The 24,174-nt window shown below is 40.5% G+C and carries 23 protein-coding genes; 9 read left to right on the forward strand and 14 right to left on the reverse strand.

Going from position 1 to position 24,174, the window contains the following annotated elements; translation table 11 throughout:
• Window positions 1–29 precede the first annotated feature (29 nt).
• From AC0VZ5_RS00970 to AC0VZ5_RS00985, 4 genes are all read left to right on the forward strand, one after another.
• Complete coding sequence (locus tag AC0VZ5_RS00970) at window positions 30–1,844, forward strand: assimilatory sulfite reductase (NADPH) flavoprotein subunit (protein WP_131690303.1); 1,815 nt, start codon at window positions 30–32, stop codon at window positions 1,842–1,844.
• 67 nt (window positions 1,845–1,911) lie between these two features.
• A complete protein-coding gene (gene cysI, locus AC0VZ5_RS00975) occupies window positions 1,912–3,609 on the forward strand; it encodes an assimilatory sulfite reductase (NADPH) hemoprotein subunit (protein ID WP_475473814.1) in 1,698 nt (565 codons plus the stop codon).
• A gap of 42 nt (window positions 3,610–3,651) precedes the next feature.
• Window positions 3,652–4,392, forward strand: a complete 741-nt coding sequence (locus AC0VZ5_RS00980; RefSeq protein WP_178954591.1) for a phosphoadenylyl-sulfate reductase — start codon at window positions 3,652–3,654, stop codon at window positions 4,390–4,392.
• 135 nt (window positions 4,393–4,527) lie between these two features.
• Window positions 4,528–5,040 (forward strand): DUF4124 domain-containing protein, encoded by a 513-nt coding sequence (locus AC0VZ5_RS00985; RefSeq protein ID WP_475473816.1) that lies wholly within the window; start codon window positions 4,528–4,530, stop codon window positions 5,038–5,040.
• Window positions 5,041–5,283: 243 nt separating this feature from the next.
• Here the strand turns inward: AC0VZ5_RS00985 and AC0VZ5_RS00990 are convergent, their stop codons facing one another.
• From AC0VZ5_RS00990 to AC0VZ5_RS01005, 4 genes are all read right to left on the reverse strand, one after another.
• Window positions 5,284–5,556 carry a hypothetical protein gene (locus AC0VZ5_RS00990; RefSeq protein ID WP_075170856.1) on the reverse strand — a complete coding sequence of 91 codons (273 nt, stop codon included), beginning with the start codon at window positions 5,554–5,556 and terminating at the stop codon, window positions 5,284–5,286.
• Between the two features lie 135 nt (window positions 5,557–5,691).
• Window positions 5,692–8,436 carry an aconitate hydratase AcnA gene (gene acnA / locus AC0VZ5_RS00995; RefSeq protein ID WP_475473819.1) on the reverse strand — a complete coding sequence of 915 codons (2,745 nt, stop codon included), beginning with the start codon at window positions 8,434–8,436 and terminating at the stop codon, window positions 5,692–5,694.
• Between the two features lie 200 nt (window positions 8,437–8,636).
• Window positions 8,637–9,065: a hypothetical protein gene (locus AC0VZ5_RS01000; RefSeq protein ID WP_475473821.1), complete on the reverse strand. Its 429-nt coding sequence runs from the start codon at window positions 9,063–9,065 to the stop codon at window positions 8,637–8,639.
• Between the two features lie 360 nt (window positions 9,066–9,425).
• Window positions 9,426–9,809, reverse strand: a complete 384-nt coding sequence (locus AC0VZ5_RS01005) for an RNA-binding S4 domain-containing protein (protein WP_475474744.1) — start codon at window positions 9,807–9,809, stop codon at window positions 9,426–9,428.
• 244 nt (window positions 9,810–10,053) lie between these two features.
• Between AC0VZ5_RS01005 and AC0VZ5_RS01010 the strand changes: the two genes are divergently transcribed.
• Together AC0VZ5_RS01010 and AC0VZ5_RS01015 are read left to right on the forward strand one after the other, a co-directional pair.
• The gene (locus AC0VZ5_RS01010) at window positions 10,054–10,335 is read left to right on the forward strand and encodes a hypothetical protein (RefSeq protein WP_008108379.1); all 282 of its coding nucleotides are present in this window, start codon (window positions 10,054–10,056) and stop codon (window positions 10,333–10,335) included.
• A 71-nt stretch (window positions 10,336–10,406) separates the two neighbouring features.
• Complete coding sequence (locus AC0VZ5_RS01015) at window positions 10,407–11,072, forward strand: hypothetical protein (RefSeq protein ID WP_475473824.1); 666 nt, start codon at window positions 10,407–10,409, stop codon at window positions 11,070–11,072.
• 8 nt (window positions 11,073–11,080) lie between these two features.
• Here the strand turns inward: AC0VZ5_RS01015 and AC0VZ5_RS01020 are convergent, their stop codons facing one another.
• The 5 genes from AC0VZ5_RS01020 to glnA all read right to left on the reverse strand — a co-directional run bounded on the left by AC0VZ5_RS01020 (window position 11,081) and on the right by glnA (window position 16,166).
• Window positions 11,081–11,539 carry a Crp/Fnr family transcriptional regulator gene (locus AC0VZ5_RS01020; RefSeq protein ID WP_475473826.1) on the reverse strand — a complete coding sequence of 153 codons (459 nt, stop codon included), beginning with the start codon at window positions 11,537–11,539 and terminating at the stop codon, window positions 11,081–11,083.
• 31 nt (window positions 11,540–11,570) lie between these two features.
• Complete coding sequence (gene ntrC / locus AC0VZ5_RS01025; protein WP_475473828.1) at window positions 11,571–12,956, reverse strand: nitrogen regulation protein NR(I); 1,386 nt, start codon at window positions 12,954–12,956, stop codon at window positions 11,571–11,573.
• A gap of 15 nt (window positions 12,957–12,971) precedes the next feature.
• Entirely contained in the window at window positions 12,972–14,042 is a 1,071-nt protein-coding gene (gene glnL, locus AC0VZ5_RS01030; RefSeq protein ID WP_290169264.1) for a nitrogen regulation protein NR(II), read from the reverse strand.
• An 81-nt stretch (window positions 14,043–14,123) separates the two neighbouring features.
• The gene (locus AC0VZ5_RS01035; RefSeq protein WP_198522393.1) at window positions 14,124–14,645 is read right to left on the reverse strand and encodes a DUF4124 domain-containing protein; all 522 of its coding nucleotides are present in this window, start codon (window positions 14,643–14,645) and stop codon (window positions 14,124–14,126) included.
• A gap of 114 nt (window positions 14,646–14,759) precedes the next feature.
• Window positions 14,760–16,166, reverse strand: a complete 1,407-nt coding sequence (gene glnA / locus AC0VZ5_RS01040; RefSeq protein WP_010392004.1) for a glutamate--ammonia ligase — start codon at window positions 16,164–16,166, stop codon at window positions 14,760–14,762.
• Window positions 16,167–16,674: 508 nt separating this feature from the next.
• On the opposite strand from glnA, the gene typA reads away from it, so the two are divergent.
• On the forward strand, window positions 16,675–18,498 hold the full coding sequence (gene typA / locus AC0VZ5_RS01045; protein WP_464711465.1) for a translational GTPase TypA: 1,824 nt from the start codon (window positions 16,675–16,677) through the stop codon (window positions 18,496–18,498).
• Between the two features lie 282 nt (window positions 18,499–18,780).
• Here the strand turns inward: typA and AC0VZ5_RS01050 are convergent, their stop codons facing one another.
• From AC0VZ5_RS01050 to AC0VZ5_RS01065, 4 genes are all read right to left on the reverse strand, one after another.
• Complete coding sequence (locus AC0VZ5_RS01050; protein ID WP_464710505.1) at window positions 18,781–19,509, reverse strand: CBM9 family sugar-binding protein; 729 nt, start codon at window positions 19,507–19,509, stop codon at window positions 18,781–18,783.
• A 77-nt stretch (window positions 19,510–19,586) separates the two neighbouring features.
• Entirely contained in the window at window positions 19,587–20,012 is a 426-nt protein-coding gene (locus AC0VZ5_RS01055) for a BLUF domain-containing protein (protein ID WP_138606719.1), read from the reverse strand.
• A 73-nt stretch (window positions 20,013–20,085) separates the two neighbouring features.
• Window positions 20,086–21,177 carry an MBL fold metallo-hydrolase gene (locus tag AC0VZ5_RS01060; RefSeq protein ID WP_138606717.1) on the reverse strand — a complete coding sequence of 364 codons (1,092 nt, stop codon included), beginning with the start codon at window positions 21,175–21,177 and terminating at the stop codon, window positions 20,086–20,088.
• A 133-nt stretch (window positions 21,178–21,310) separates the two neighbouring features.
• On the reverse strand, window positions 21,311–21,967 hold the full coding sequence (locus AC0VZ5_RS01065; RefSeq protein WP_138606715.1) for a DUF2959 domain-containing protein: 657 nt from the start codon (window positions 21,965–21,967) through the stop codon (window positions 21,311–21,313).
• Window positions 21,968–22,053: 86 nt separating this feature from the next.
• Here AC0VZ5_RS01065 and AC0VZ5_RS01070 point away from each other — a divergent pair, with 86 nt between their 5' ends.
• On the forward strand, window positions 22,054–22,935 hold the full coding sequence (locus AC0VZ5_RS01070; protein ID WP_138606713.1) for a virulence factor BrkB family protein: 882 nt from the start codon (window positions 22,054–22,056) through the stop codon (window positions 22,933–22,935).
• Window positions 22,936–23,373 carry a D-aminoacyl-tRNA deacylase gene (gene dtd / locus AC0VZ5_RS01075; RefSeq protein ID WP_475473832.1) on the forward strand — a complete coding sequence of 146 codons (438 nt, stop codon included), beginning with the start codon at window positions 22,936–22,938 and terminating at the stop codon, window positions 23,371–23,373.
• On the opposite strand, the gene AC0VZ5_RS01080 is transcribed toward dtd, so the two are convergent.
• A complete protein-coding gene (locus AC0VZ5_RS01080) occupies window positions 23,370–24,116 on the reverse strand; it encodes a spermidine synthase (RefSeq protein WP_475473834.1) in 747 nt (248 codons plus the stop codon). The two genes, dtd and AC0VZ5_RS01080, sit on opposite strands and share 4 nt — an antisense overlap.
• Window positions 24,117–24,174 lie beyond the last annotated feature (58 nt).

The following is a 24,174-nucleotide window of genomic DNA, read 5'->3' on the forward strand; positions in this document are numbered from 1 at the left end:
TTAACGTTCAGGGTTATGAGGAAAAATTCATGTTGTTAGGTCAACTCAATGCGCTAGCAAGTCCGCTTTCGCAAGAGCAAGTACAAAAGCTACAAGGTTTAGTGGCTGAGCTTAATCCAATTCAGCAAGCCTGGGTTAGCGGCTACTTAGCTGCTAATGCTAATTCTGCAGCGCTTGGCGCGCCAGCTTCAGGTGCAACTGCAACCTCGGAGGCGGCAGCACTGACCATTTTATATGGTTCACAAACAGGTAATGCTAAAGCGGTTGCGACTAAACTTAAAGAGCAAGCTGAGTCTCGCGGCTTAGCAACAAAGCTGGTTAGCATGTCAGATTACAAACCGACTGCCCTGAAAAAAGAAAAGTTTCTAACCGTGGTTGTATCGACTTACGGCGAGGGTGAGCCACCAGAAGACGCTGAAACACTGTATGAATTTTTAATTACTAAAAAAGCGCCAAAGCTTGATGGTGTCAAAGTTGCAGTATTAGGTTTAGGTGATTCTAGCTATGAATTTTTCTGCCAAACCGCTAAAGACTTTGAAGAGCGTTTAACTAAATTAGGTGCAGAGGTTATTCATCAACGCGCCGACCTAGACGTTGATTATGATGACGAAGCAGCCACTTGGATTGAGGGCGCATTAAATGCGTTTGAAACAGACTTAAAAGCCCAGCAAGATGCAACTAGCGGTCAAGTTGTATCAATGCCATTTGGCGCTCCTGCAGCAGCGGCTAGTCAGTACACAAAGCAAAATCCGTTTGCGGCAGAGCTAAGCTTAGTGCAAAAAATTACCGGTCGTGATTCAACCAAAGATGTACGCCATGTTGAAATTTCACTAGAAGGGTCAGACATTACGTATACACCTGGTGATTCACTCGGTATTTACTTTTTAAATGATGAAGCCCGTGTAGATGAGCTACTAGCGCAAACGCAAATTGATCCAACTAGCCGCGTTAAACTTGGCGATGAAGAACTCAGCGTACGTGATGCCTTAATTGAAAAACTAGAGCTAACACAATCTTACCCTGGGTTTGTTGAAAAGTACGCCACGGCTACAGGCACGCCTGAGCTGCTTAAACTAGTAGAAGATAAAGGCGCAATGCGCGAATACATTGAGCCTCGTCAAATCTTTGATGTGGTTGCACAAAACCCAGCTAAATTAGAAGCGCAAACACTAGTTGATTGCCTGCGTAAATTACAAGCACGTTTATATTCAATTGCCTCTAGCCAAGCTGAGGTTGAAGATGAGGTGCACTTAACTATTGCATTAGTTGAGTTTGAAGCGTTTGGCACAGAGCACTTAGGTGGTTGTTCAGGGTACTTAGCACGCCGCGCAGAAGAAGGCTGTAAAGTAAAAGTGTTCAGTGAACATAATGATAACTTCCGCTTACCAGTAAACGATGACACACCGATAATTATGGTTGGCCCAGGTACTGGTATTGCGCCATTTCGCGCCTTTTTACAAGAGCGTGATGCACGGGAAGCAACAGGTAAAAACTGGCTATTTTTTGGTAACCCACACTTTACTCAAGACTTCTTGTACCAAGTAGAAATTCAAGGGTACTTAAAATCAGGTTTACTAAGCAAGGTTGATGTGGCGTTTAGTCGCGACCAAGCAGAAAAAGTTTATGTACAAGACAAGTTACGTAAAAACTCAAAAGAAGTGTTTGATTGGTTAGAAGCGGGTGCTCATTTTTATGTGTGTGGCGATGCAAACCGCATGGCAAAGGATGTACATAATGCCTTAGTTGATATCATTAGCGAAAACACCGGTAAAAGCTATGAAGACGCAGAGCAGTACTTAAAAGACTTAAGAAGCGCAAATCGCTATCAGAAAGACGTGTACTAAGTACACATTGTTTACTTTATAAAAAGTAACGCTAACAGCCGTCACTGTAACAAATTTAGGATTAAACATGAGCGAACAAGATAAAAACGTAAAGCTTTCTGATAACGAGCGTTTGAAAAGAGAAAGCAACTTTTTACGTGGCACTATAGAGCAAGATTTAAAAGACGAGATCACCGGTGGTTTTACCGCCGATAATTTCCAGTTAATTCGTTTTCACGGCATGTATCAACAAGATGATCGCGATATCCGTCCTGAACGTGCTAAACAAAAGCTAGAGCCATTGCATAATGTGATGTTACGCGCACGTATGCCTGGCGGTATTATTAAGCCAGAGCAATGGCTTGCAATTGATAAATTTGCTGGTGATAAAACCAGTTATGGCAGTATTCGTTTAACTACTCGCCAAACATTTCAGTTTCATGGTGTATTAAAACCTGAAATTAAAAGTATGCACCAATTGCTTAATAGTGTTGGAATTGATTCTATTGCCACTGCCGGTGATGTTAACCGTAATGTGTTATGTACTACCAATCCGGTTGAGTCTGAGTTACATCAAGAGGCCTACGAGTGGGCGGCAAAAATTTCTGAACACTTATTACCTAAAACGAAGGCATACGCTGAAATTTGGCTTAATGGCGAAAAATCTGAAACTACAGAAGAGCCTATTTTAGGTTCAACGTATTTACCGCGTAAGTTTAAAACTACAGTGACGATCCCACCTAATAATGAGGTGGACGTACATGCTAACGATTTAAACTTTGTGGCGATTGCTGAGGATGGCAAACTCGTTGGTTTTAACGTGCTAGTAGGCGGCGGTTTGGCGATGACCCATGGCGATACAGCAACCTACCCACGTAAAGCGGACGACTTTGGCTTTATTAGCCTAGAAGATACGTTAAAAATTGCTGAGCACGTGGTATCTGTTCAGCGTGATTGGGGCAACCGCTCAAATCGTAAAAATGCAAAAACTAAATATACCCTTGATCGTGTTGGTACTGATGTATTTAAAGCCGAAGTTGAAAAACGTGCGGGTGTGAGCTTTGCACCAAGCCGCCCTTATGAGTTTACTCACCGAGGGGATCGTATTGGTTGGGTAGAAGGCATTGATGGTAAGTACCACTTAACCTTATTTATTCAAAGCGGTCGTATTTTAGACTACCCAGATAAGCCGCTTAAAACAGGGTGTCGCAAAATTGCAGAAATTCATCAAGGTGATTTTCGCATGACGGCAAATCAAAACTTAATTATTGCCGGTGTACCGGCCGATCAAAAAGCAGTAATTGAAGAAATAGCCCGCAATCATGGTTTGATTGACGATAAGGACACTGAGCAACGCAAAAATTCAATGGCGTGTGTGGCATTGCCAACTTGCCCATTAGCTATGGCCGAAGCTGAGCGTTACTTACCGAGTTTAATTGAAAAAATAGAAGGCTTATTAGCCAAACACGGGGTGCCAAATGACAGCATTATTATGCGTGTAGTTGGTTGTCCGAATGGCTGTGGTCGTGCCATGCTAGCAGAAGCAGGCTTGGTCGGCAAAGGTCCAGGTAAGTACAACGTTTACTTAGGTGGTAACACTGAGGGCACACGTATTCCAAAGCTTTACCTTGAAAACGTTGGCGAAGAGGTTTACTTAGAAGCATTCGATAAACTCATTGGGCAATGGGTTAGTGAACGTAATGATAGCGAATGCTTTGGTGATTTTGTTATTCGCAAGGGTATTGTTGCAGAAGTAAAAGTATCCGTTACCGATTTTTACGCATAATTTAAAAGCAGCGCAAAGCGCTGGTGAGGTTTAAAGTTGACCATGAGTGAATTTAAAAACATATTACAGCTAGATAAGCAAAGCCAACAGGCTATGTTAGCTGATGCGAACGGTTTGCTGGCTGACATGAGCGCAGAGCAGCGCGTTGCATGGGCACTTGAAAATTTGCCTGACACTGCGTTTTTATCATCGAGCTTTGGTATTCAGGCTGCAGTTATGTTGCATTTAATGACTGCACAGCGCCCAGATATACCTGTGGTATTAACAGATACTGGCTACTTATTTCCAGAAACCTATCAGTTTATAGAGCAAATGACTTCGCAGTTATCACTTAACTTAAAAGTGTATAAAGCGCAGCTGAGCCCTGCATGGCAAGAGGCTAAATTTGGAAAATTATGGGAGCTAGGTGAGGCAGGTATTAAGCAATACAACCAGCTTAATAAAGTAGAGCCAATGACACGCGCTTTAAAGGAGCTAAATGCGAGCACTTGGTTTAGTGGCCTACGTCGAGACCAATCCTCAAGCCGTGCTGAAAAGCAAGTACTAGAAATAAGCCGAGGCACGGTAAAAGTATATCCCATTATTGAATGGAATAATCGCGATGTATATCAGTATCTAACAAAGCACAATTTGCCATACCACCCATTATGGGAGCAGGGTTATGTGTCGATGGGGGATATACATACCACGCGTAAATTAGAGCCCGGCATGAGTGAAGAGGAAACCCGCTTTTTTGGCTTGAACCGTGAGTGTGGCTTACATATAGATGGAGATGGTATTTAATTATATTATAATTCAAAGCTATAAAATCAAAAAAACGCAGCCTTTGCTGCGTTTTTTGTTGTTTAATATTTGCTGAATTGGTTCTTTTTTATTATATTGGTTGTGATGATGGATTAAACACACAGCAGGAACGCTATGAAATACTTCACCTATTTAGCAATGTCAGTGATGATATTAGCTGTAGTCTTATTATTTTTTATAAAAAAGCCAAATGGCCAGCCTTGGTTAAGTACCTCTGTTATTCACAGTGAATCAGCAGAGATTAAAAATGAAATGGTAGCGCTTTCATCTGGTGCGTTAGATAGCATTACCTCAGCGATCACCACAGCGGCTAACTTTGAGACAGAAACTCCTAAGCCAATTTATAAATGGCAAGACGAGCAAGGACAATGGCATTTCTCAGATGTACCAAACAAGAATGGTAAAAGCGAAGTGGTAAAGCTTAACCCCGCCGATATTAATGTCGTGGTTGCAGAAGATACCGCCATTTTGAGTGGCAGTGCTAAATCAGCAGTAAAGCCTTTTCCTCAGCGAGCACCAGCGATATACAACAGTGAATCAATTAATAAGCTGTTTGAAGATGCTGAAAAAGCTAAAAAGAGAATAGAGCAACGCAGTAAAGAGGTCGAAAGTTTTAGCAGCTTTTAGTTTTGGGGTGTTTTTGCTGTGTCTTCAAATAACGCTTTTCTGCTTCCACTAGGGTCTGTTGACCTTTCAAGGTTAAATTTGCAGCAGTCTGTTTGGTGTTTAGGCAAGGCAGAGCCTATGTCGTGTGGTTATTCCCCATAAATAGGTGATAACGCAGCATCAATGCCAAACAGGCGCTGCCCGAAGGGTTCTGCCTAGGGGCCATTTACTCTTTGTTGCTCGGCTTTTACTTAGCCCACTAGGTTACAAACCTCGCGCCGCGATTAAATCGCCCCTAGTTTGAACGAATTTTAATCCGCAAAGGTCAACAGACCCTAATAATATAGTTAAGTATATTTTTGTGGGCAACGATAAAAGTACGCCAATTGCAATACAGGCAGCTGCAGTAATAATACCTTTAATGCCGAACTGGTTGGTAAAGTAGCTCGATACAATTAAACCATGGCCTGTCACTATTAAGCACAATCCAAGCAAAATCGATGTTTTAAGTAGTCTTATTATTACAATTGAAGACATAGCGACCTCTGCGCAGCGTGTCTTCTTAGTGTATGTAATCTTTATAAAGCGGCATTGATTTAGCGCAAGCATCCATTAATAATATAAAAAAGCCCAGCTCATTACTGAGCCGGGCTGCATTTTCGTTTTAAGTTGTTAGTCAAGCATATTGCGCAGTACGTACTGTAAAATACCGCCATGTTTGTAGTAATCCCACTCTTTCGGAGTATCAATACGCACATCGGCACTAAAGCTAACTTGTTTACCTTCACTGTTAGTGGCAATTACACTGACTTCGTCGGTTTTATCGTATAACCCTTGAATATCAAATTGCTCTTGCCCAGTTAAGCCTAGTGATTCATGGCTTTCACCTTCTTTAAATTGTAAAGGAAGTACGCCCATACCAATTAAATTAGAACGGTGAATACGCTCATAGCTTTGTGCTATCACAGCTTTAATACCGAGTAATAATGACCCTTTTGCAGCCCAATCTCGCGAAGAGCCGGTACCATACTCTTTACCTGCTAGAACCACTAGTGGTGTTCCACTTTCTTGATATGCCATTGCCGCGTCATAAATACTTTCTAGCTTATCATCAGGTTGAGTGCGGGTAACACCGCCCTCGGTACCAGGGGCTAGTAAGTTTTTAAGGCGCACATTAGCGAATGTACCGCGCATCATTACTTCGTGATTACCACGTCGTGAACCATAAGAGTTAAATTGTACTTTTTCAACCCCATTTTCTTGTAGGTAAAGCCCTGCGGGTGCCTCTGCCTTAATTGCGCCTGCTGGTGAAATATGATCAGTAGTCACCGAATCACCCAGTTTAGCTAAACAACGCGCACCCTCAATAGTTGGAATACCTGGTGGTTCAACACTCATACCATCAAAGAAGGGGGCTTTTTTGATATAAGTCGAAGCACCGTCCCAATCGTAAAGTTTACCATCAGGTATTTGAATTTTTTGCCAGCGACTGTCGCCATCGTAAACATTGGCGTAGCTTTTTTCGAACATCTCTTTAGTTACCGTACTTTTTACTAGTTCACTTACTTCTTTAACGCTCGGCCAAATATTTTTAAGGTAAATATCGTTACCATGCTTATCTTGCGCGAGTGGCTCGTTGTAAACATCAATATCGGTTCTACCCGCTATGGCATAGGCAACCACTAAAGGAGGAGACGCTAAAAAGTTCATTTTAACATCTTGATGTATGCGCCCTTCAAAGTTACGGTTACCCGATAAAATTGAGCTTACAACTAATTTGTGTTTTTGAATCGCCTCACTAATTTCATCGGCAAGTGGGCCTGAATTACCAATACATGTGGTACAGCCATAACCAACTAAATTAAAGCCAAGCGCATCCAAGTCATCCATCAACCCTGCTTTTTCAAGGTAATCGGTGACCACCTGAGAACCTGGTGCAAGTGAAGTTTTAACCCAAGGTTTTACATTAATACCTAACTGACGTGCTTTTTGAGCTACTAAACCGGCAGCTAAAATAACACTTGGGTTAGATGTGTTTGTACAGCTAGTAATTGCAGCAATAACACAGGCACCATCATTTAACTCAAATTCTTCTCCATTAAAGTTTACTTTTGCTGCGCCCATAAACTGCGCTTCATCGGTAGGCTCATCAGGGTTGATAGTAGGACCTTCGCTTTCAATACGCGCTTGCTCTTCATCGCTTTTATCACGACGTGCCATACGCTCGTCTTGAAAGTCTTTTAAGTGCTGACCAATAACCTTGCCGGCTTTATCCAAAGTAATTCTATCTTGCGGGCGTTTAGGGCCTGCTAGGCTAGGCACAACATCATCTAAAGTTAGTTCAAGCTTATCGGTATAATGTGCTTCGTCGCCATCGTTACGCCATAAGCCTTGGTGTTTAGCGTAATCTTCAATTAGTTTGAGCTGCTTCTCATCGCGATTAGTTAAGCGTAAGTAATTAATCGTTTCATCATCAATAGGGAAAATACCACAGGTTGCGCCATACTCTGGCGCCATATTAGCGATAGTTGCTCTATCGGCAAGTGGCAAATCGGCAAGGCCGTCACCATAAAACTCAACAAACTTACCTACCACACCGTGGTTACGCAGCATTTCAGTAACAGTAAGTACTAAATCGGTTGCTGTAGTGCCCTCAGGTAAGCGACCATTTAATTTAACACCCACAACCTGTGGAATAAGCAAGCTAATAGGTTGGCCAAGCATGGCGGCTTCGGCTTCAATGCCGCCCACACCCCAACCAAGTACGCCTAAACCATTAATCATCGTTGTATGAGAATCTGTACCGACTAGTGTATCTGGGTAGGCTAACGATTTGCCGTTTTTTGTATCATTAAATACTACGCGGGCTAAATACTCTAAATTCACTTGGTGAACTATACCGGTTGCAGGTGGTACAACTTTTAAGTTATCAAATGCGGTTTGTCCCCAACGTAAAAATTCGTAACGCTCTTTGTTACGCTCATATTCTAATTTTGAATTTAAGTCGAATGAGCCATCTTTACCGTAGCCATCCACTTGCACCGAATGATCGATTACCAGCTCTGCAGGAGAAAGCGGGTTTATTTTTGCAGGATCACCACCGAGTTTTTCCATTGCATCACGCATGGCAGCTAAATCAACAATTGCAGGGACACCAGTGAAATCTTGCATTACTACGCGGGCTGGAGTAAAAGCCACCTCGGCAGAGGGCTTCGCTTTTGGATCCCAATCTAATAAGGCCTGAATATCTTGTTCTTTAATATTCACACCATCTTCGTTACGTAGTAAGTTTTCTAGCAATACTTTTAACGAGAAAGGCAGGCGTTTGGCTTTATCGCCAAGTCCCATGAGCGAGTTGATATGATACTGCTCGCCATTGATAGTGAGCTGTTGTTGGGTGTCGAAACTATTTTTCATTATTTGTCCCTTCAATAAATTAGATTAATATTCTTGTAAAAGTGACCTCTGTAGTGATTTGCAAAGTGTGTACCATGATAAAAAATACCATATTGTATAATTTATTTTGGTCGTTATTTAAATAGAGATGAAGGCCAAAAGTTAAAATTCAAGGGATACTCTGAGTAATAATTGGCCACAAAGCTAAACTCAAAAAAGTGCTATTTAAAGTAGTCCTGTTGTTTTAAATGGAAACTTAAATACACCAATGCAATCGCAATTATGGTGACTGCAATAGGCATAAAAATAGCGCTAATACCAAACAAGTTGATGCTATTAATAATCATAAAATTATAGTATTGCTGAGCTAAAACCGCTGCCAAAGAGATTATTAATGTTAATCTGGCTAGTGACTTTTTGAATAACAAAAGTACGCATCCTAATGCGCCGCCAAATACAGCAATAGCAAACGCTAAAGTAGCCCATAGAGGTTGGCTGTTATAAGCAAGTTGTTGTTCTTCAGGTAGTTTACTTATCATCTCTGGAGAGAGAAACAGCTGCATGAAAAATGCAAGAATACCTAATATGTTCCATAATAAGGCGGTAATAAGTACGGGTTTTATCCAGCGGTTTGAGGTGTTTTCTGACATGTAAGCATCTATTTTTTATTATTGATATTCTATTAAAGAATAAAAAAGCCAGTGATGCAAACTGGCTTTTAATAACACATATAACTTAAGTAAATTAGGGTCTGTTGACCTTTGCGGATTAAAATTTGTTCAAACTAGGGGCGGTTTAATCGCGGCGCGAGGTTTGTAACCTAGTGGGCTAAGTAAAAACCGAGCAACAAAGAGTAAATCGCCCCTAGGCAGAATCCTTCGGGCAGCGCCTGTTTGGCATTGATGCTGCGTTATCGCCTATTTATGTGGAATAACCACACCACATAGGCTCTGCCTTGCCTAAATACCAAACAGACTGCTGCAAATTTAACCTTGAAAGGTCAACAGGCCCTAGCCAAATGAAATAGGGCGACGACCCGTTTTTTCATCAACTTTAGGCTTTTGAGTGCGTTTGCGTTTATTTTTAGCCGGCTCTGTTGTTGCTACTGGCGCGGCTTTTTCTGCTGTAACTGTTTCATCAATAACTGGACGTTCTGCTGGAGTGGCATCTTCACTTAACGTTAATTGAAACAACTCGCCATCAAATGCAAGTACATCACCGCTGTATAATTTTTTCCGTTTGATTGTACAAATTTCATGGTTAACACCGACATAGCCTTCGCTAATTAGGTTTTTTGCTTGACCACCACCTTCAACAAGATCTAATACCTTTAATAATTTGCACAGCTCTATAGGCTCTTCTTCTAACTCAACTTCTATATATTCTTCGTTCATCATGTTTCTCAGTGGGGGTGGTATTAGCTGTAGTATAAAGGCTCAGTGGCTATTTTGCACCAAAGTGAGCTTGTTAGGTGAGTTGATTATGTGATTTTTTATGAAACTTTGTATCTCTTTTTATAGTCTTTAAAAAAACTGAAGTAATTCAGGGTTAAGCTTCTCGCGAAAAAAATTACACATTGGCGCGCTAATTGCCAATATCGGCCGTATAAGAGATTGAATATAAATAATGGAGTAAAACATGGGCATAAGATTAGCGATGAAAAAAGAGCTAATGGGCTTAGAGCATTCAGATCTGTTAACCGCTGATGATGTAAGAGCGCATCTAGCACAACAGGTAAAAGAAGACACTGAACGTGGCTTTTCAGTTATCTCTAAGTTTAACGATACCCATAGCCAGCTAACTAGCGGGCTTAAAACCAAACAAAGTGAGCTAGTATTTGAGCGTCATCGGTTATTTAATGAAGTGCTGTACAAACGTCAGAGTGTCGATGCATGGCTAAATAACCAGACTTCAGGTTAAACAGCCAAATAAATTAAGTTGCGATTTTAAATCACTCCTTTAGACTACACTTGTAATCAACGGGGGTGATAATGAAAAATGGAATTTTAGCGTGTGCACTCATGCTATTGTTGAGTGCATGCCAACAGCCTACAGTGTATATATTTAGTAAAGGTTTATCGGACTCACAGCGCCAGCAGTTAGAGGCCGCACTCAAAACACAATCCCTACCTTACGAATATGTTGAGCATGACATTCCTCGGGAATTTGGCGTAGCTACTTTACTATTATCAAATGATAGAATTTTACGCCAAGAAACAGAGCAGTTAGCTACTATTATGCAGGGGTTAGGCTATCAACCCGAAATTAGCTACACCACACGCGCAAATCACTTTTATGGTGATGGTAATATTGGCTTTTATCTAAAAAATACTAATGCGGATGACGCTTTTACCATGCCTTCTCGGTTGCGAACAACCCAGTGCGAAAAAGATGAGTTTAATGACCTAGTCGTAACCTTTACTGATCAACATGCTGAGTTCACATTAATCAGCGGCGCAAAAGTCATATTGAAATGGGAATATTTATACGGCTATTTAGTTATTTACTACAGCAATTATTCACAAACTTATACTCATTCACAGCCATTGGTTAAGACTCCTTTTGGCGACAAACCATCAGACACATATACCATAACAGCTCATGTAAATCAGCCAAGTTGGCTTAATTGCTCAATGCAGGTTGTTTATATGGATTAAGTTAACTGTTAACCGTGCTCTTCTATGTGCTCCGAGAGTTTTGCAATGCGCAGGCTCATGCCTTCAATAATACGGTCTTTAATTTTTTCGCGTATGACATTAGGTAGGCGGGTAAGGGCATCGGCAGTTATTGCCAGTACTATGGCGCTTTCCTTAGCGCGTGCATTAATACTGCGCTCTCGGTTATTAATAAATGCACCTTCACCAATAAATTCACCAGGCTCTATACTGCCCAGTTCCAGTAGATGACTGTGTTTAAACACCATTAAAGATCCACTGAGCACAATAAACAGTCGCTTGTCGTTATCAAACTCTTTAAATAAAAACTGATTTTTATTTATTAAATAGAGTAAACCAAACGACTCAAGCAAAATCTGGCGCTCATTGAGTGTGAACTCTTTAAAAAAATCTAAGCGATTTATAATTTCCATTTGCTTAAACAAAGGGATGTTCTCAATTAACTTCATAAATAACCTAGGACGCTAGTCTTATAAAATATCAGCTAATATTGCGCTCTTTTAATTTTCGGGTCAACGTATTACGACCCCAACCAATTTTTACGGCAGCTTCTTGCTTATGGCCAGAACAATTAGCCAGTGCTGTTTTTATTAAGCGGGTTTCTAGCTGGGCTTGAATATCCGGCCAAATATTTTCTTTACCTTGTTTAAACTCTTGATTAAGCCACTGCTGAAATGAATCTAGCCAATCGCCTTCTTGGGTTGCGGCGGTATTATCAATAATTTCAGGAGGTAAATCTTGCTCACCAATCAGCTCTCCAGGCGCCATAACGGTTAACCAGCGGCAGGTGTTTTCAAGTTGACGAACATTCCCAGGCCAATTAAATAAACACAATTGTTTAATTGCTTTAGGGCTTAATACTTTGCTATCTACTTGCAGGTCTTTTGCGCTTTTATGTAAAAAGTGTAGCGCTAGGCGCTCTATATCCTCAGGGCGCTCGCGTAAAGCAGGTAAACGTAGGCGAACCACGTTTAAACGATGAAATAAATCATCCCTAAACTTACCTTGCTTTACCAGCTCTTCTAAGTTTTGATGGGTGGCAGCAATAATGCGTACATCTACTTTTATACTTTGATGACCCCCTACGCGATAAAATTCGCCATCGGCTAATACGCGCAATAACCGCGTTTGCACATCCAGTGGCATATCACCGATTTCATCCAAAAATAAGGTACCGCCATTCGCTTGTTCAAAGCGACCTTTACGCACGCTATCAGCCCCAGTAAAAGCGCCTTTTTCGTGGCCAAATAATTCAGATTCAACTAATTCTTTAGGGATGGCGGCCATATTTAGGGCAATAAATTGGTTTTCTTTACGCGGGCTGTGGTTATGCAAAGCACTGGCAACCAACTCTTTACCAGTACCTGACTCACCATTGATCAGTACGCTCATGCTCGATGCTGAGAGTTTACCTATGGCACGAAACACTTCCTGCATAGCAGGGGCCTCACCAATAATATGGGCGCTTTTGGGGGGCGCGCTTTTACGTTTCGTTTTTTTAGTTGAATTAGCTCGATAAGCACTTTCCACCAGTGCAACCGCTTCATTTAAATCAAATGGCTTGGCCAAATACTCAAATGCGCCTTTTTGGAATGCATTAACGGCTGAATCAAGGTCTGAGTGGGCGGTCATAATGATCACAGGTAGCCCTGGCGTTTGCTCTGCTATTAGCTCAAGTAACGCCATACCGTCCATACCAGGCATTCGCACATCGGAAATCAACACGCTAGGTTGACTAAATTTTAGCGCGTTAAGTACGTTTTGTGCATCTGCAAAACTTTCTACTTCAAACCCTGCGCGAGTCAGTGCTTTTTCTAGTACAAAGCGAATTGAGGCATCATCATCTACAAGCCAAGCTGTTTTCATGCAAACTCCAAAGTATTAATCTGTAAACGGCAGATAAATATTAAATTCAGTATGTCCCGGCCAACTATCACATTCGATATAGCCATCATGTTGATCAATCAAGGTTTGCGCTATAGATAGTCCAAGTCCCGAGCCACCTTCTTTATTGGTAGTCATAGGGTAAAATAAGGTGTCGCGTAAATTAGCATCAATACCTGGGCCGTTATCCATTACTTGAATAAGTAGTGCCTTTTTAGGGGCTTTGCCAGGACGACGATGCTGGTAATTAATCCGCGTTTTTATTTTTATTTCGCCACCATCTATCAATGCTTGTTGTGCATTACGCACAATGTTTAGCACTACCTGTTGAACTTTGCTCTGATCAATATAAACATCAGGAATACTTGGATCGTAGTCTTTCACTAACCGAATATCGCGGTTGTTATCTAAGGTACTGAGTTTTACAACCGACTCTAATGTTTGATGTATATTGCCATACGATTTTTGCGGCAGCTGATTAGGCCCAAGGAGTCTATCAACTAATTCACGCAATCGATCGGCTTGTTCAATTATCAGTTCTGCACATTGATCTCTTTCTTGCTGATCACCTTCATATTGCAATAATTGCGCCGCCCCGCGAATTCCACCCAGTGGGTTTTTAATTTCATGAGCTAAACCGCGAATTAAGTTACGTGCAGCTTGGTATTGATGCATTTGATTTGAGACTTGATCGTGCTTTATTTCGTCATCAGTTTGTCGACATTCAAATAAAATATAAAAAGTATCGTTATGCTTTATTCGTCGTGTGCTTACCGCTAACTTTGCATGGCGAGAATCGATGAATACCACGTCAGCTCTATGCTGGTGGCAGTCTACACCGTCAACTAGCGAATACTGTGCAATACGTTTTAAGTCTATAGAATGGTAATTAAATAAATCATCGAACGCTTGTCCTGGTAAGCGCTTTTCGCCTAAGCCAAGTAATTCACTGGCACTGGTGTTGGCGTAAATGAGTGTAAAGCTCTCATCAAGTAACATTAGGGCGGTGGTTTGGTTTTGCCAAATTATATTTAGTAGCTCTGGGCTAAAATGTGTTTTGTTAATCATTATTGCACCATTTTAGTGCGCCTGGGGAGGTAGGCAAGGTTTTTAGTAAAATATACGCTAATTGTGCGTACTTAACTGCAATTACCGACCTATATTAAGGCCTTTGCGATGCATAAAAAATACACTTTCAGGGCTAGTTGCAATTACCTGGTTTTGTTGATTATAAAGTTTAACTTGTAATGTGTGTTGCCCGCGCTCTACATCTCTTAACGCCAGCGTAGTGGTGTCACTAGGTTCACCAATGGCAACGCCATTTAAAAATAAACCAATGGTAAATCCAGCTTCAAACCGAGGCGCAATCTGAGTTGAAACATATACAGAGCCGGTGTTTTCTCTTATAGCTTGGTTGGGCTCTGGTGATGTAATGCTAATTTTAAACTTTACCGCTGTTTTAGTTGGTGAAGTATCAAGAATATCAGTATTTGTTGCAGGCATGTTGAAGTGTTGGCTAGTGAGTTTTACCTCTTTAGCACCAGGTTGAGGGGTATCTGAAAAAACCAGTACACCATTTTTATCTTTCCATGCGTAAATTTTTTTATTATTCGCATGGCTATTAAGGCTTAATATTAAAGCTATTAATAGCAATAAAACCTTACCTATCATCCTGCTAACCTGCATTGTTAAAACATACTTTACTTTAGTGTAGAACCGTTAAATTTACCATAAAAAAAGCCCGCAGAGCGGGCTTAAAACACACATTATTTATCGGTTAATAAATTAACAGCTGTAGTACATTTCAAACTCAACTGGGTGAGTTGTCATGTTAAGTTTTTCAACTTCTTTTGACTTAAGTGCAATGTAAGCATCGATTAGGTCGTTAGTAAATACGCCACCTTGGTTTAAGAACTCACGGTCTGCATCTAATGCCGCTAGTGCTTCATCTAATGAGGCTGCCACTGTTGGAATTTCTGCTGCTTCTTCAGCTGGTAAGTCGTATAAATCCTTATCCATCGCATCGCCAGGGTGAATTTTGTTTTTAATTCCGTCAAGGCCAGCCATAAGCATTGCTGAGAATGCAAGATATGGGTTAGCAGTTGGATCTGGGAAGCGCACTTCAATACGACGACCTTTTGCAGATGGAACCACTGGAATACGAATTGATGCTGAACGGTTACGTGCAGAGTATGCAAGCATTACCGGTGCTTCAAAGCCGGGTACTAAACGTTTGTACGAGTTAGTTGACGCGTTAGCAAAAGCGTTGATTGCTTTAGCATGTTTGATGATACCACCAATGTAGTAAAGCGCGTCTTCAGAAAGACCGCCGTACTTATCACCTGCGAATAAGTTTACGCCGTCTTTAGCTAAAGACTGGTGACAGTGCATACCTGAACCGTTATCGCCAACAACAGGCTTAGGCATAAAGGTTGCTGTCTTTCCGTATAAATGAGCCATGTTGTGTATAACATATTTCATTTCTTGGATTTCGTCTGCTTTTAATACCATAGTGTTAAAACGAGTTGCGATTTCATTCTGACCGGCAGTCGCCACTTCGTGGTGATGTGCTTCAACAACTTGCCCTAGCTCTTCAAGAACTAAACACGTTGCAGAACGCCAATCTTGGAAATCATCAACAGGTGCAACTGGGAAGTAACCGCCTTTAACACCTGGACGGTGGCCTGTGTTGCCATCTGCATATTCTTTATCTGAGTTCCAAGCTGCTTGCTTAGAATCAATTTTATACATTGAGCCTGACATGTCAGACTTGTATTTAACGTCGTCAAATACGAAAAACTCTGGCTCTGGACCAAATAAAACGGTATCAGCAATACCAGTAGAGCGCATGTACTCTTCAGCGCGTTTAGCTACTGAGCGTGGGTCGCGCTCATAACCTTGTAATGTAGAAGGCTCAACCACGTCACAACGAACGATTAGCGTTGTTTCTTCTGTGAAAGGGTCAAGCTTGATTGAATCTGCGTCAGGTAATAACACCATGTCTGATTCATTAATGCCTTTCCAGCCAGCAATTGAAGAACCGTCGAACATTTTTCCATCTTCAAAAAAGTCTTCATCAACTTGATGATGAGGAATAGAAACATGTTGCTCTTTACCTTTTGTGTCAGTAAAGCGTAAATCAATGAACTTAACGTCATTTTCTTTAATAAAATCTAAAACCGATTGTGACATGTGTCCTCCAACTATTGGGTTTTATTATTGCTGCTTAGATACTTTAAATACTAACAAGCTGATTTTATGCCACTATTATAATCTATTGTTTTTTATGTAAAAATATATAAACAACATAAAGGTGATATAGATTAAGCACTATTTTGGTGCGTAATAATTCCAAAAAGGTGCAACATTTACATAGTCATAATTGCTTGCAAATTAATCACCTTAGACTAACACAAAGAAAATGCAAAATACGCAGTAAAGTCGCTTTAAATTAACTCAAAACCACCTTTTGAGATAAATTTATAAAAATTAATCATCAAAATTAATTATTTTAAAACAAAGGGTTAATTATTTTATTGCGAAAGTTTGAAATTTTATTTTGGATAAACTTTCATCCATTCCATTTATAGGGGATAATATGCGCCCTTTTAAATCCTATGCTGGGACATCTCGTGAAAGCGCAGGTGAGTACGTATAGCCCCCTGCAGGATCAATGAGATCAATTTCTCTGAGTGAACATATGAGTATCGAAAAGTTAAGAAATATAGCAATTATCGCCCACGTTGACCACGGTAAAACAACACTGGTTGATAAACTACTTGAGCAATCAGGTACATTAGAAACACGCGGCGGTAATGAAGAGCGCGTGATGGATTCAAACGACATTGAAAAAGAACGTGGTATTACCATTTTAGCGAAAAACACCGCTATATCTTGGAATGATTACCATATCAATATCGTAGATACTCCTGGACACGCCGACTTCGGTGGTGAAGTTGAACGCGTACTTTCGATGGCTGACTCAGTACTACTACTTGTTGACGCTCAAGAAGGCCCAATGCCACAAACGCGTTTCGTAACGCAAAAGGCATTCGCGCAAGGCTTAAAGCCAATCGTTGTTATCAATAAAATTGATAAGCCAGGTGCTCGCCCTGATTGGGTTATGGATCAAATCTTTGATTTATTCGACAACCTAGGCGCAACTGATGAGCAGTTAGATTTTAAAGTAATCTACGCATCAGCAATCAATGGTTGGGCTACATTAGATTTAGACGAAGCATCAGATAACATGGAACCTATGTTCAAGATGATCGTTGACGAAGTATCACCACCGGATGCAGATCCTGAAGGTGACTTCCAAATGCAGATTTCACAGCTTGATTACAACTCTTATAAGGGTGTAATTGGTATTGGTCGTATTAAACGTGGTTCTGTTGTACCTAACCAACAAGTTACGGTTATCAGTGCAGACGGCACAACTCGTAATGGTAAGATTGGTTCAGTACAAAGTTACTTAGGCCTTGAGCGTATTGAAACTGATAAAGCTTACGCTGGTAACATCGTAACAGTAACAGGTTTAGGCGAGCTTAAGATTTCAGATACGCTTTGTTGTCCTAACAACGTTGAAGCATTACCACCATTAAGTGTTGATGAGCCAACAGTAACAATGACGTTCTCTGTAAACAACTCTCCTTTCTGTGGTAAAGAAGGTAAGTTTGTAACATCACGTAATATTCGTGAGCGTTTAGACAAGGAATTAGTACATAACGTAGCACTTCGTGTTGCAGATACAGATAACCCAGATAGCTTCCGTGTATCAGGTCGTGGTGAATTACACCTAGGTATCTTAATCGAGAACATGCGTCGTGAAGGTTACGAGCTTGCTGTATCTCGTCCAGAAGTAATCTTACGTACTGTTGATGGTGTGTTAGAAGAACCGTATGAAACACTAACTATTGACTGTGAAGAAGAGCACCAAGGTTCTATCATGGAGCAAATTGGTCTTCGTAAGGGTGAACTTACTGACATGGCACCAGATGGTAAAGGCCGTATGCGTATGGACTTTATGATCCCAAGCCGTGGCTTAATCGGTTTTCAAACTGAGTTCATGACATTAACGTCGGGTTCTGGTTTACTTTACCATACTTTCGATCACTACGGTCCGCACAAAGGTGGCGAGCTAGGTGTTCGTAAGAACGGCGTAATGATTGCAAACGCAACTGGTAAAGCACTTACTAACGCACTATTTAACTTACAAGAGCGCGGCCGTTTATTTATCGGTCACGGTGTTGAAGTTTATGAAGGTATGGTTATTGGTATTCATAGCCGTGATAACGACCTTACAGTTAACGCACTTAAAGGTAAGCAACTTACTAACGTTCGTGCATCTGGTACAGATGAAGCACAAACACTAACACCAGCACTTAACTATTCACTTGAGCAAGCGCTTGAGTTTATTGCTGATGATGAGTTAGTAGAAGTAACACCTGAGAACATTCGTATTCGTAAGCGTCATTTAACTGAAAATGAGCGTAAACGTGCGGGTCGTGCTCCTAAGTCATAATCTATTAATTTAGAACAATGATTTTAAAAGCCGCTGTATTGAAAGATACAGCGGCTTTTTTGTTTTTAAAGTAAGAGAAGCTTTCAGTTTTTAGTTATCAGTATTAAGCTCTAAAAGCGCAGCGCCTCTTACCCTCTTTGTAAAAAATTCACTTAAAAATATTTACACAAAGAGAATGAGAAGTAAAAGAGGAAGGGCTTAAAGCTGTCGATTATGCAAAGCGCCTTTTTGTTGGGTTTCGTTGCGCTCAACCCAACAAAAAGGCCAGTTCGCTAACTTACATCACTTTTTTGGTAGTAAGGTGATTTTGCCAAATACGTCTGCGTCTATAAAGCCACGATTTCTGTCGCCATTTACTGGTTGTACTTCGTGTGACCCCATAAAATGCTCGCGTGTTTCACTGCCATCGTTATCGCAATATGCGAGCATAAAGCCAATAACTTGTTTTTCAGTTAATTTAAGCGGAGTGTTTTGTGCGCCTTGTTGGAAATCGTTTGGGTAGAGTTTTATCGCCACTTCCCACGTGATGTTATAGGGCGCAGTGGTATTGCGTTTCCAGTTACTAACTAAGTGGTCGGTATATAAATGCGCTTTTTTATCAGGCCCATAATCGGCAGCTTGGTTATCAAGGCCAATATGATAAGCAAATGCTGTATGGTTAAATTGGTGATTACCGCCAGATGCGTCACTATCTATAAACACTTCTAAGGCATCATCGTCCCAGTATTTATCCGTTGGATCTGGGTGAGTATCAATAAGCACATCATCACTAATGTCTGCTTGTAAATACAAGTAGTTTTCATCCCACAAAAGACGATAGCGACCTTTAAAATCCTTGTCTGAGTCTGGTAGGGTGCCGTCCATTAAGTATGGCATATTATGCCAAGTGGCTTTGTCCCATGCACTTTCAGAAACCCCATCAATAGTAATAGCTGTTGGTGTATGACTAACGTTAATAGCCATGAGTGGCTGGGTAAAAAGTAAGCTAAAAGCAAGTAGTGTTTTTTTCATTAGTCATCTCATCAATTAAGGATGATTTAGCTTGGCTTAAATAGCTATTAAAAACAATCTCGTAGTCTATTTTTATACTAACTGATTGTGCCTGCTATGCTGTCTTTTAATGCGAGCATTAATAAATGCGCACTTTCTCCAGACATTTTAAAAGGATTAAAATCAATGGAGCCTGAAAACTTGAGATTCAGTGATTCGGTTAGCTTAGATTGCGGTACATAGCCCATTGACCATTTTTCAAACTCTCTTTCAGGAATTTGGGTATAGTTGAGCATAATTACATTATGGTGACGTTTATCGTTTAATATTTGTTGGTAGGTATTATTTACAGCGGTTCTAGAGCCTTCCAGACATTGTAAAAAGTAATCATTGCTAAAACATAACATGCCGGTGACGTTTGTTTTTACATTATAGGTTCTAGCACTTTGTAAAATATTTTCTATATCTTCAGGCCCAAAATCACTACTTATTTTGCTGGCGTAAATAAGTCGTACAAGAAACATAAAACCTCCACACTGTTTAGTTAATTAAACATAGTTCAGCAGAGAGGTTATTACTAAGTTTGTAAATGACTGATTAAAGTTTAATACTCTCACCTTCATTTAAAATATGCAGGGGGATTTTCGAGTCCATTTTTTTGTGCATATACAATAAACGCAGTAAGGCTGAATGGCTAGTGTGGTCGCCCATTTTCCATGATGAGTTACCGTATCCCCAAGGTATCATTATTTTACAGTTAAGTTCTTGTGCTGCTGTTAGAGCGTCTTCTGGGGTTGTATGAACGTAACGATACCATTTAGGGTTGTCTTCGCTGTAGTAAGAAGCTATAGGCATTAAGCACACATCAATATCGCCATATTTTTGCTGTATATCGCTGAAGTGTTTTGAATAGCCAGTGTCGCCTGCAAAAAATAAGGAGCTGCCATTTTGTTCAAGTAGCCAGCCATTCCATAAGTCTTTATCGTTGTCTTCGTAAATAAAGGGCACTAATACACGACTGCTAAAATGATGAGCAGGCAAGGCATGGATAGCTAAATCGCCAATATTTGTTTTTGCATACCACGCCATTTCACTAATATTAAACCCGCCTGTGGGGAAGTTGTCGGCCATGCCTAGTGGTGTTAAGTAGCGAGGTTTATTACCGATCTCTTCTATATCTGCTTTATTAAAGTGATCGTAATGAATATGCGAGTACATCACAGCGTCTAAGTTTTTCAGTTCACTATCTGTGAGCCAATCGCCGGGCTGTCGGTAAAACCCAGAGGCTAGTCTAAATGCTAAATCTACAGGTGAGTCAAACTGCTCTTTTACAGGATCGAGTAACACTTGCTGTCCGTTAGGCGTGCGGATCATAAACCCAGCGTGTCCCAGCCAGCGTAAGCTAAAGCCAGTATTTAAATTAATGGGCAGTTGTTCACCAATAAATTGGCAGTTTTCGCTGTCTTTTTCGCATTGTAGTTTTGGGCTAGTTGGGTAGCAGTTGCTTTCACAGGTAGTCGGGTAAGTTTTTTTCCCGGGGTAGAGGTTATGAAAGCGTCCTTCTCGCTCGCCATCTTTATGTAGCGGGGTAATGGTTTGCTCCCCTGCAATAACTTCAACATGGTTAGCTGTTTGGCAGGCGCTGAGCATTGTGCATGCAAGTATTAGGGTGATAGCTTTAAACTTCATTTTACTGTTCTAATTATTATTATTTTGTAAAAGTATAACAACAACAGCGGATTAACGAAGAGCTTAAAGGTAACAAAAAGTAACAATAAAAAAGCCTACAATTTAGTAGGCTTATTAAACGGACTTATAGTAATTAGCCCACGGTATTCATTTGCTCAATAAATTTATTTGAGTCTTCAATCGACTTATTCATGTCATTCATGAGTAACTGAATATCACGCTTAAGGTTAGTAAACTCACCTTTTATAGCGGCTACCGCTTGTGCGTTTAAGTTATGTTTTAAGTAAAGCACGTTATCTTGTAAAGACGATAATACTGGCTCCATTTTGCTCTCAGCGCTGCGCATTGAGCGAAGTAATTGGCTAAATTGGCGCTGAGTTGCAGCTAGTTTTTTACTGCTTTGACGCTTAAGTGAGGCGCTCTTGTATTGCTCTAACTCATCGCTCCACTCATCAAACAACGCATCAGCAACATCTTCTACTTTATTTATGTTACTTGATACTTCATTTGCCGCCGCTAAGCTCGACTCGTAATCGTCATTAAGTTGATTGTAAGCGTCTTGCAACTCACCACCATCGAAATTAATTAAAGTAGTTAGACGCTCGAGTGCTGATTGAAATTCTTCTTGCGACTCTTGTTGTGAGTCTTTCGTTTCTTCAACGCGATCAATAAGGATGTCACGTTTATGGACACCTACTTTTTCCATTGCCGAATAATAAGCCGACTGACAACCTGAAAGCATCAGCATTAACGAGAGTATGGCTGTCCCTAATAATGTTTGTTTTTTCATCTGAATTCCTATTTACGAGTGTTAATGCTGTAAATTATGGCCTTGATTGTTATTATAATCAAAAGCTCACCAACAAAGTTAATTGTATGAATGATAAGCTCTCTCATTATAAACAGCAAGTTAAGGTGTTTCTAAAACAGCAACCAGGCTGGTGGATGCAATATTTCAATCGCTGTATAGACGATCAAATAACCATTAATGCAGGGTATTTAGCATACGTTACCTTGTTGTCGTTGGTTCCGTTGATAGCGGTTGGTGTGGCAATCTTCTCTGCTTTTCCGGGGTTTGAATCGACCCGTTTAGCCATTGAAAGTTTTTTATTTACTAACTTTGTGCCGACTTCTTCCGATGTTATTAAAGAACATATTAGCTCGTTTGCTGGTAATGCTAATCAAATGACGGCGGTAGGTATTGGTTTTTTGGCAGCCATTGCCTTGCTACTTATTCGTAATGTAGATGCCACACTAAACCGTATTTGGCGAGTAAAGAAAAAACGCCCAATGATGATATCCTTTGCTGTGTATTGGATGGTACTGAGCTTGGGACCTGTACTACTGGGTGCGAGTATTGGTGTCACCTCTTATATTGTGTCACTAGTGTCGTTTGCTGATCAGGGGATCCCTGGGTTTAGTGGTTTTTTATTAAAACTACTCCCTTATGCTATTTCTATGGCAGGTTTTATCATGCTGTATACCTTAGTGCCGAATACGCGAGTTTCATTTAGGGCCGCTATTCCTGGTGCACTGTTTGCTGCAATGTTATTTGAGTTAACCAAAAAAGGCTTTGCTTTATACATTAGCCATTTTCCATCATACGAAGTGATTTATGGTGCGGTAGCAACCATTCCTATTTTGTTTGTATGGGTATACTTGTCGTGGGTAGTCGTGCTACTAGGTGCTGAATTTACTGTGTGTATTAACATGCAACATTACAATAAAAAAGAGCAACAAGCAGAGGGTAGTGAATAAATGCAAGGACTAATTCAACGGGTAACACACGCTAACGTAGCAATAGAAAAACAGATTGTTGGCGAAATAAAGCAAGGTATTGTATTACTGCTTGGTGTTGAAAAAGAAGATGATGAGCGTGTTGCTGATAAACTATTGCACAAAGTCAGTAATTATCGAATTTTTAGTGATGAAAACGATAAAATGAACCTCAGTCTTAAAGACATACAAGGCGAGCTATTAGTCATATCGCAATTTACACTTGCAGCTAATACCAAAAAAGGCATGCGTCCTAGTTTTTCATCGGCAGCCACACCAGATCAAGCGCAAGCATTATATAATTACTTTGTTGAGCAGGCTAAATTACTCGGTATAAAGGTCGCTACCGGTGTATTTGCAGCCGATATGCAGGTTAGTTTATGTAACGACGGTCCGGTTACCTTTAATTTAAAAGCTTAAAGTGTTTTTTCTACAACCACAATGTGATTCACAAATCCGGTGATCTTTTTAATACTAACGGCTCCCCCAAACACGCGCTTAAGCACAAGTTGTAGCTGCGTAAGTTGGGAGCTATGTTGCGATAAAAAGTTAATAAATAAGATGCCCCGCTGAGCAAGCGCCTCATAAATTGTTTGATAAAAACATAAATCAAATAAGAATCTAGGGGCGTCTAGTTCACTAAATAAATCTAAAATAATCCAATCTATATTCACCGCTGACTTTAAAACTGTTTGTGCGTCTTCACAGTAAATTTGGCCCTGTTCATTAAGGGCAAAAAAATCTTGATAACAGTCAATTATATGAGGGTTTTTTTCTACTGAAGTCAGCTGTACTCGAGGGTACTGTTTTAACAGGTAGTTGCGTATAGCACCACCACCTAAACCGAGCTCAAGTATTTTTTTAGGCGCTGGTTGTTGCTGCCAAACTGTTGCTAAATAGGCAAGGTGAGGAAACAGTAATACTTGTGGACTCCGGGTTAAAATAACTGATTGCAAGGTGTTGTTAATAAGCAGCCAGCGCAGCTGTTGATGCTCTCGAACTTGTATATTTATGCCATGTTGATTATGCCAATAAAGTAACTGGCCTAGCGATGAACTATGCTCAATAAAGTGCCTGCTGATCAGGCCACTGCTACCATGGATATATTTATTCATGGTATTGAGCATAAACCAGCAGTGGTAAAGCGCAATCGATTTTGTCATTAATTTTTTACAGTCATTTATAGGAAACCAAAGTCGTATTTGCAGTTTTACCCAGATC

The sequence above is a fragment of the Pseudoalteromonas sp. QJM3NY_12 genome, from assembly GCF_056173165.1.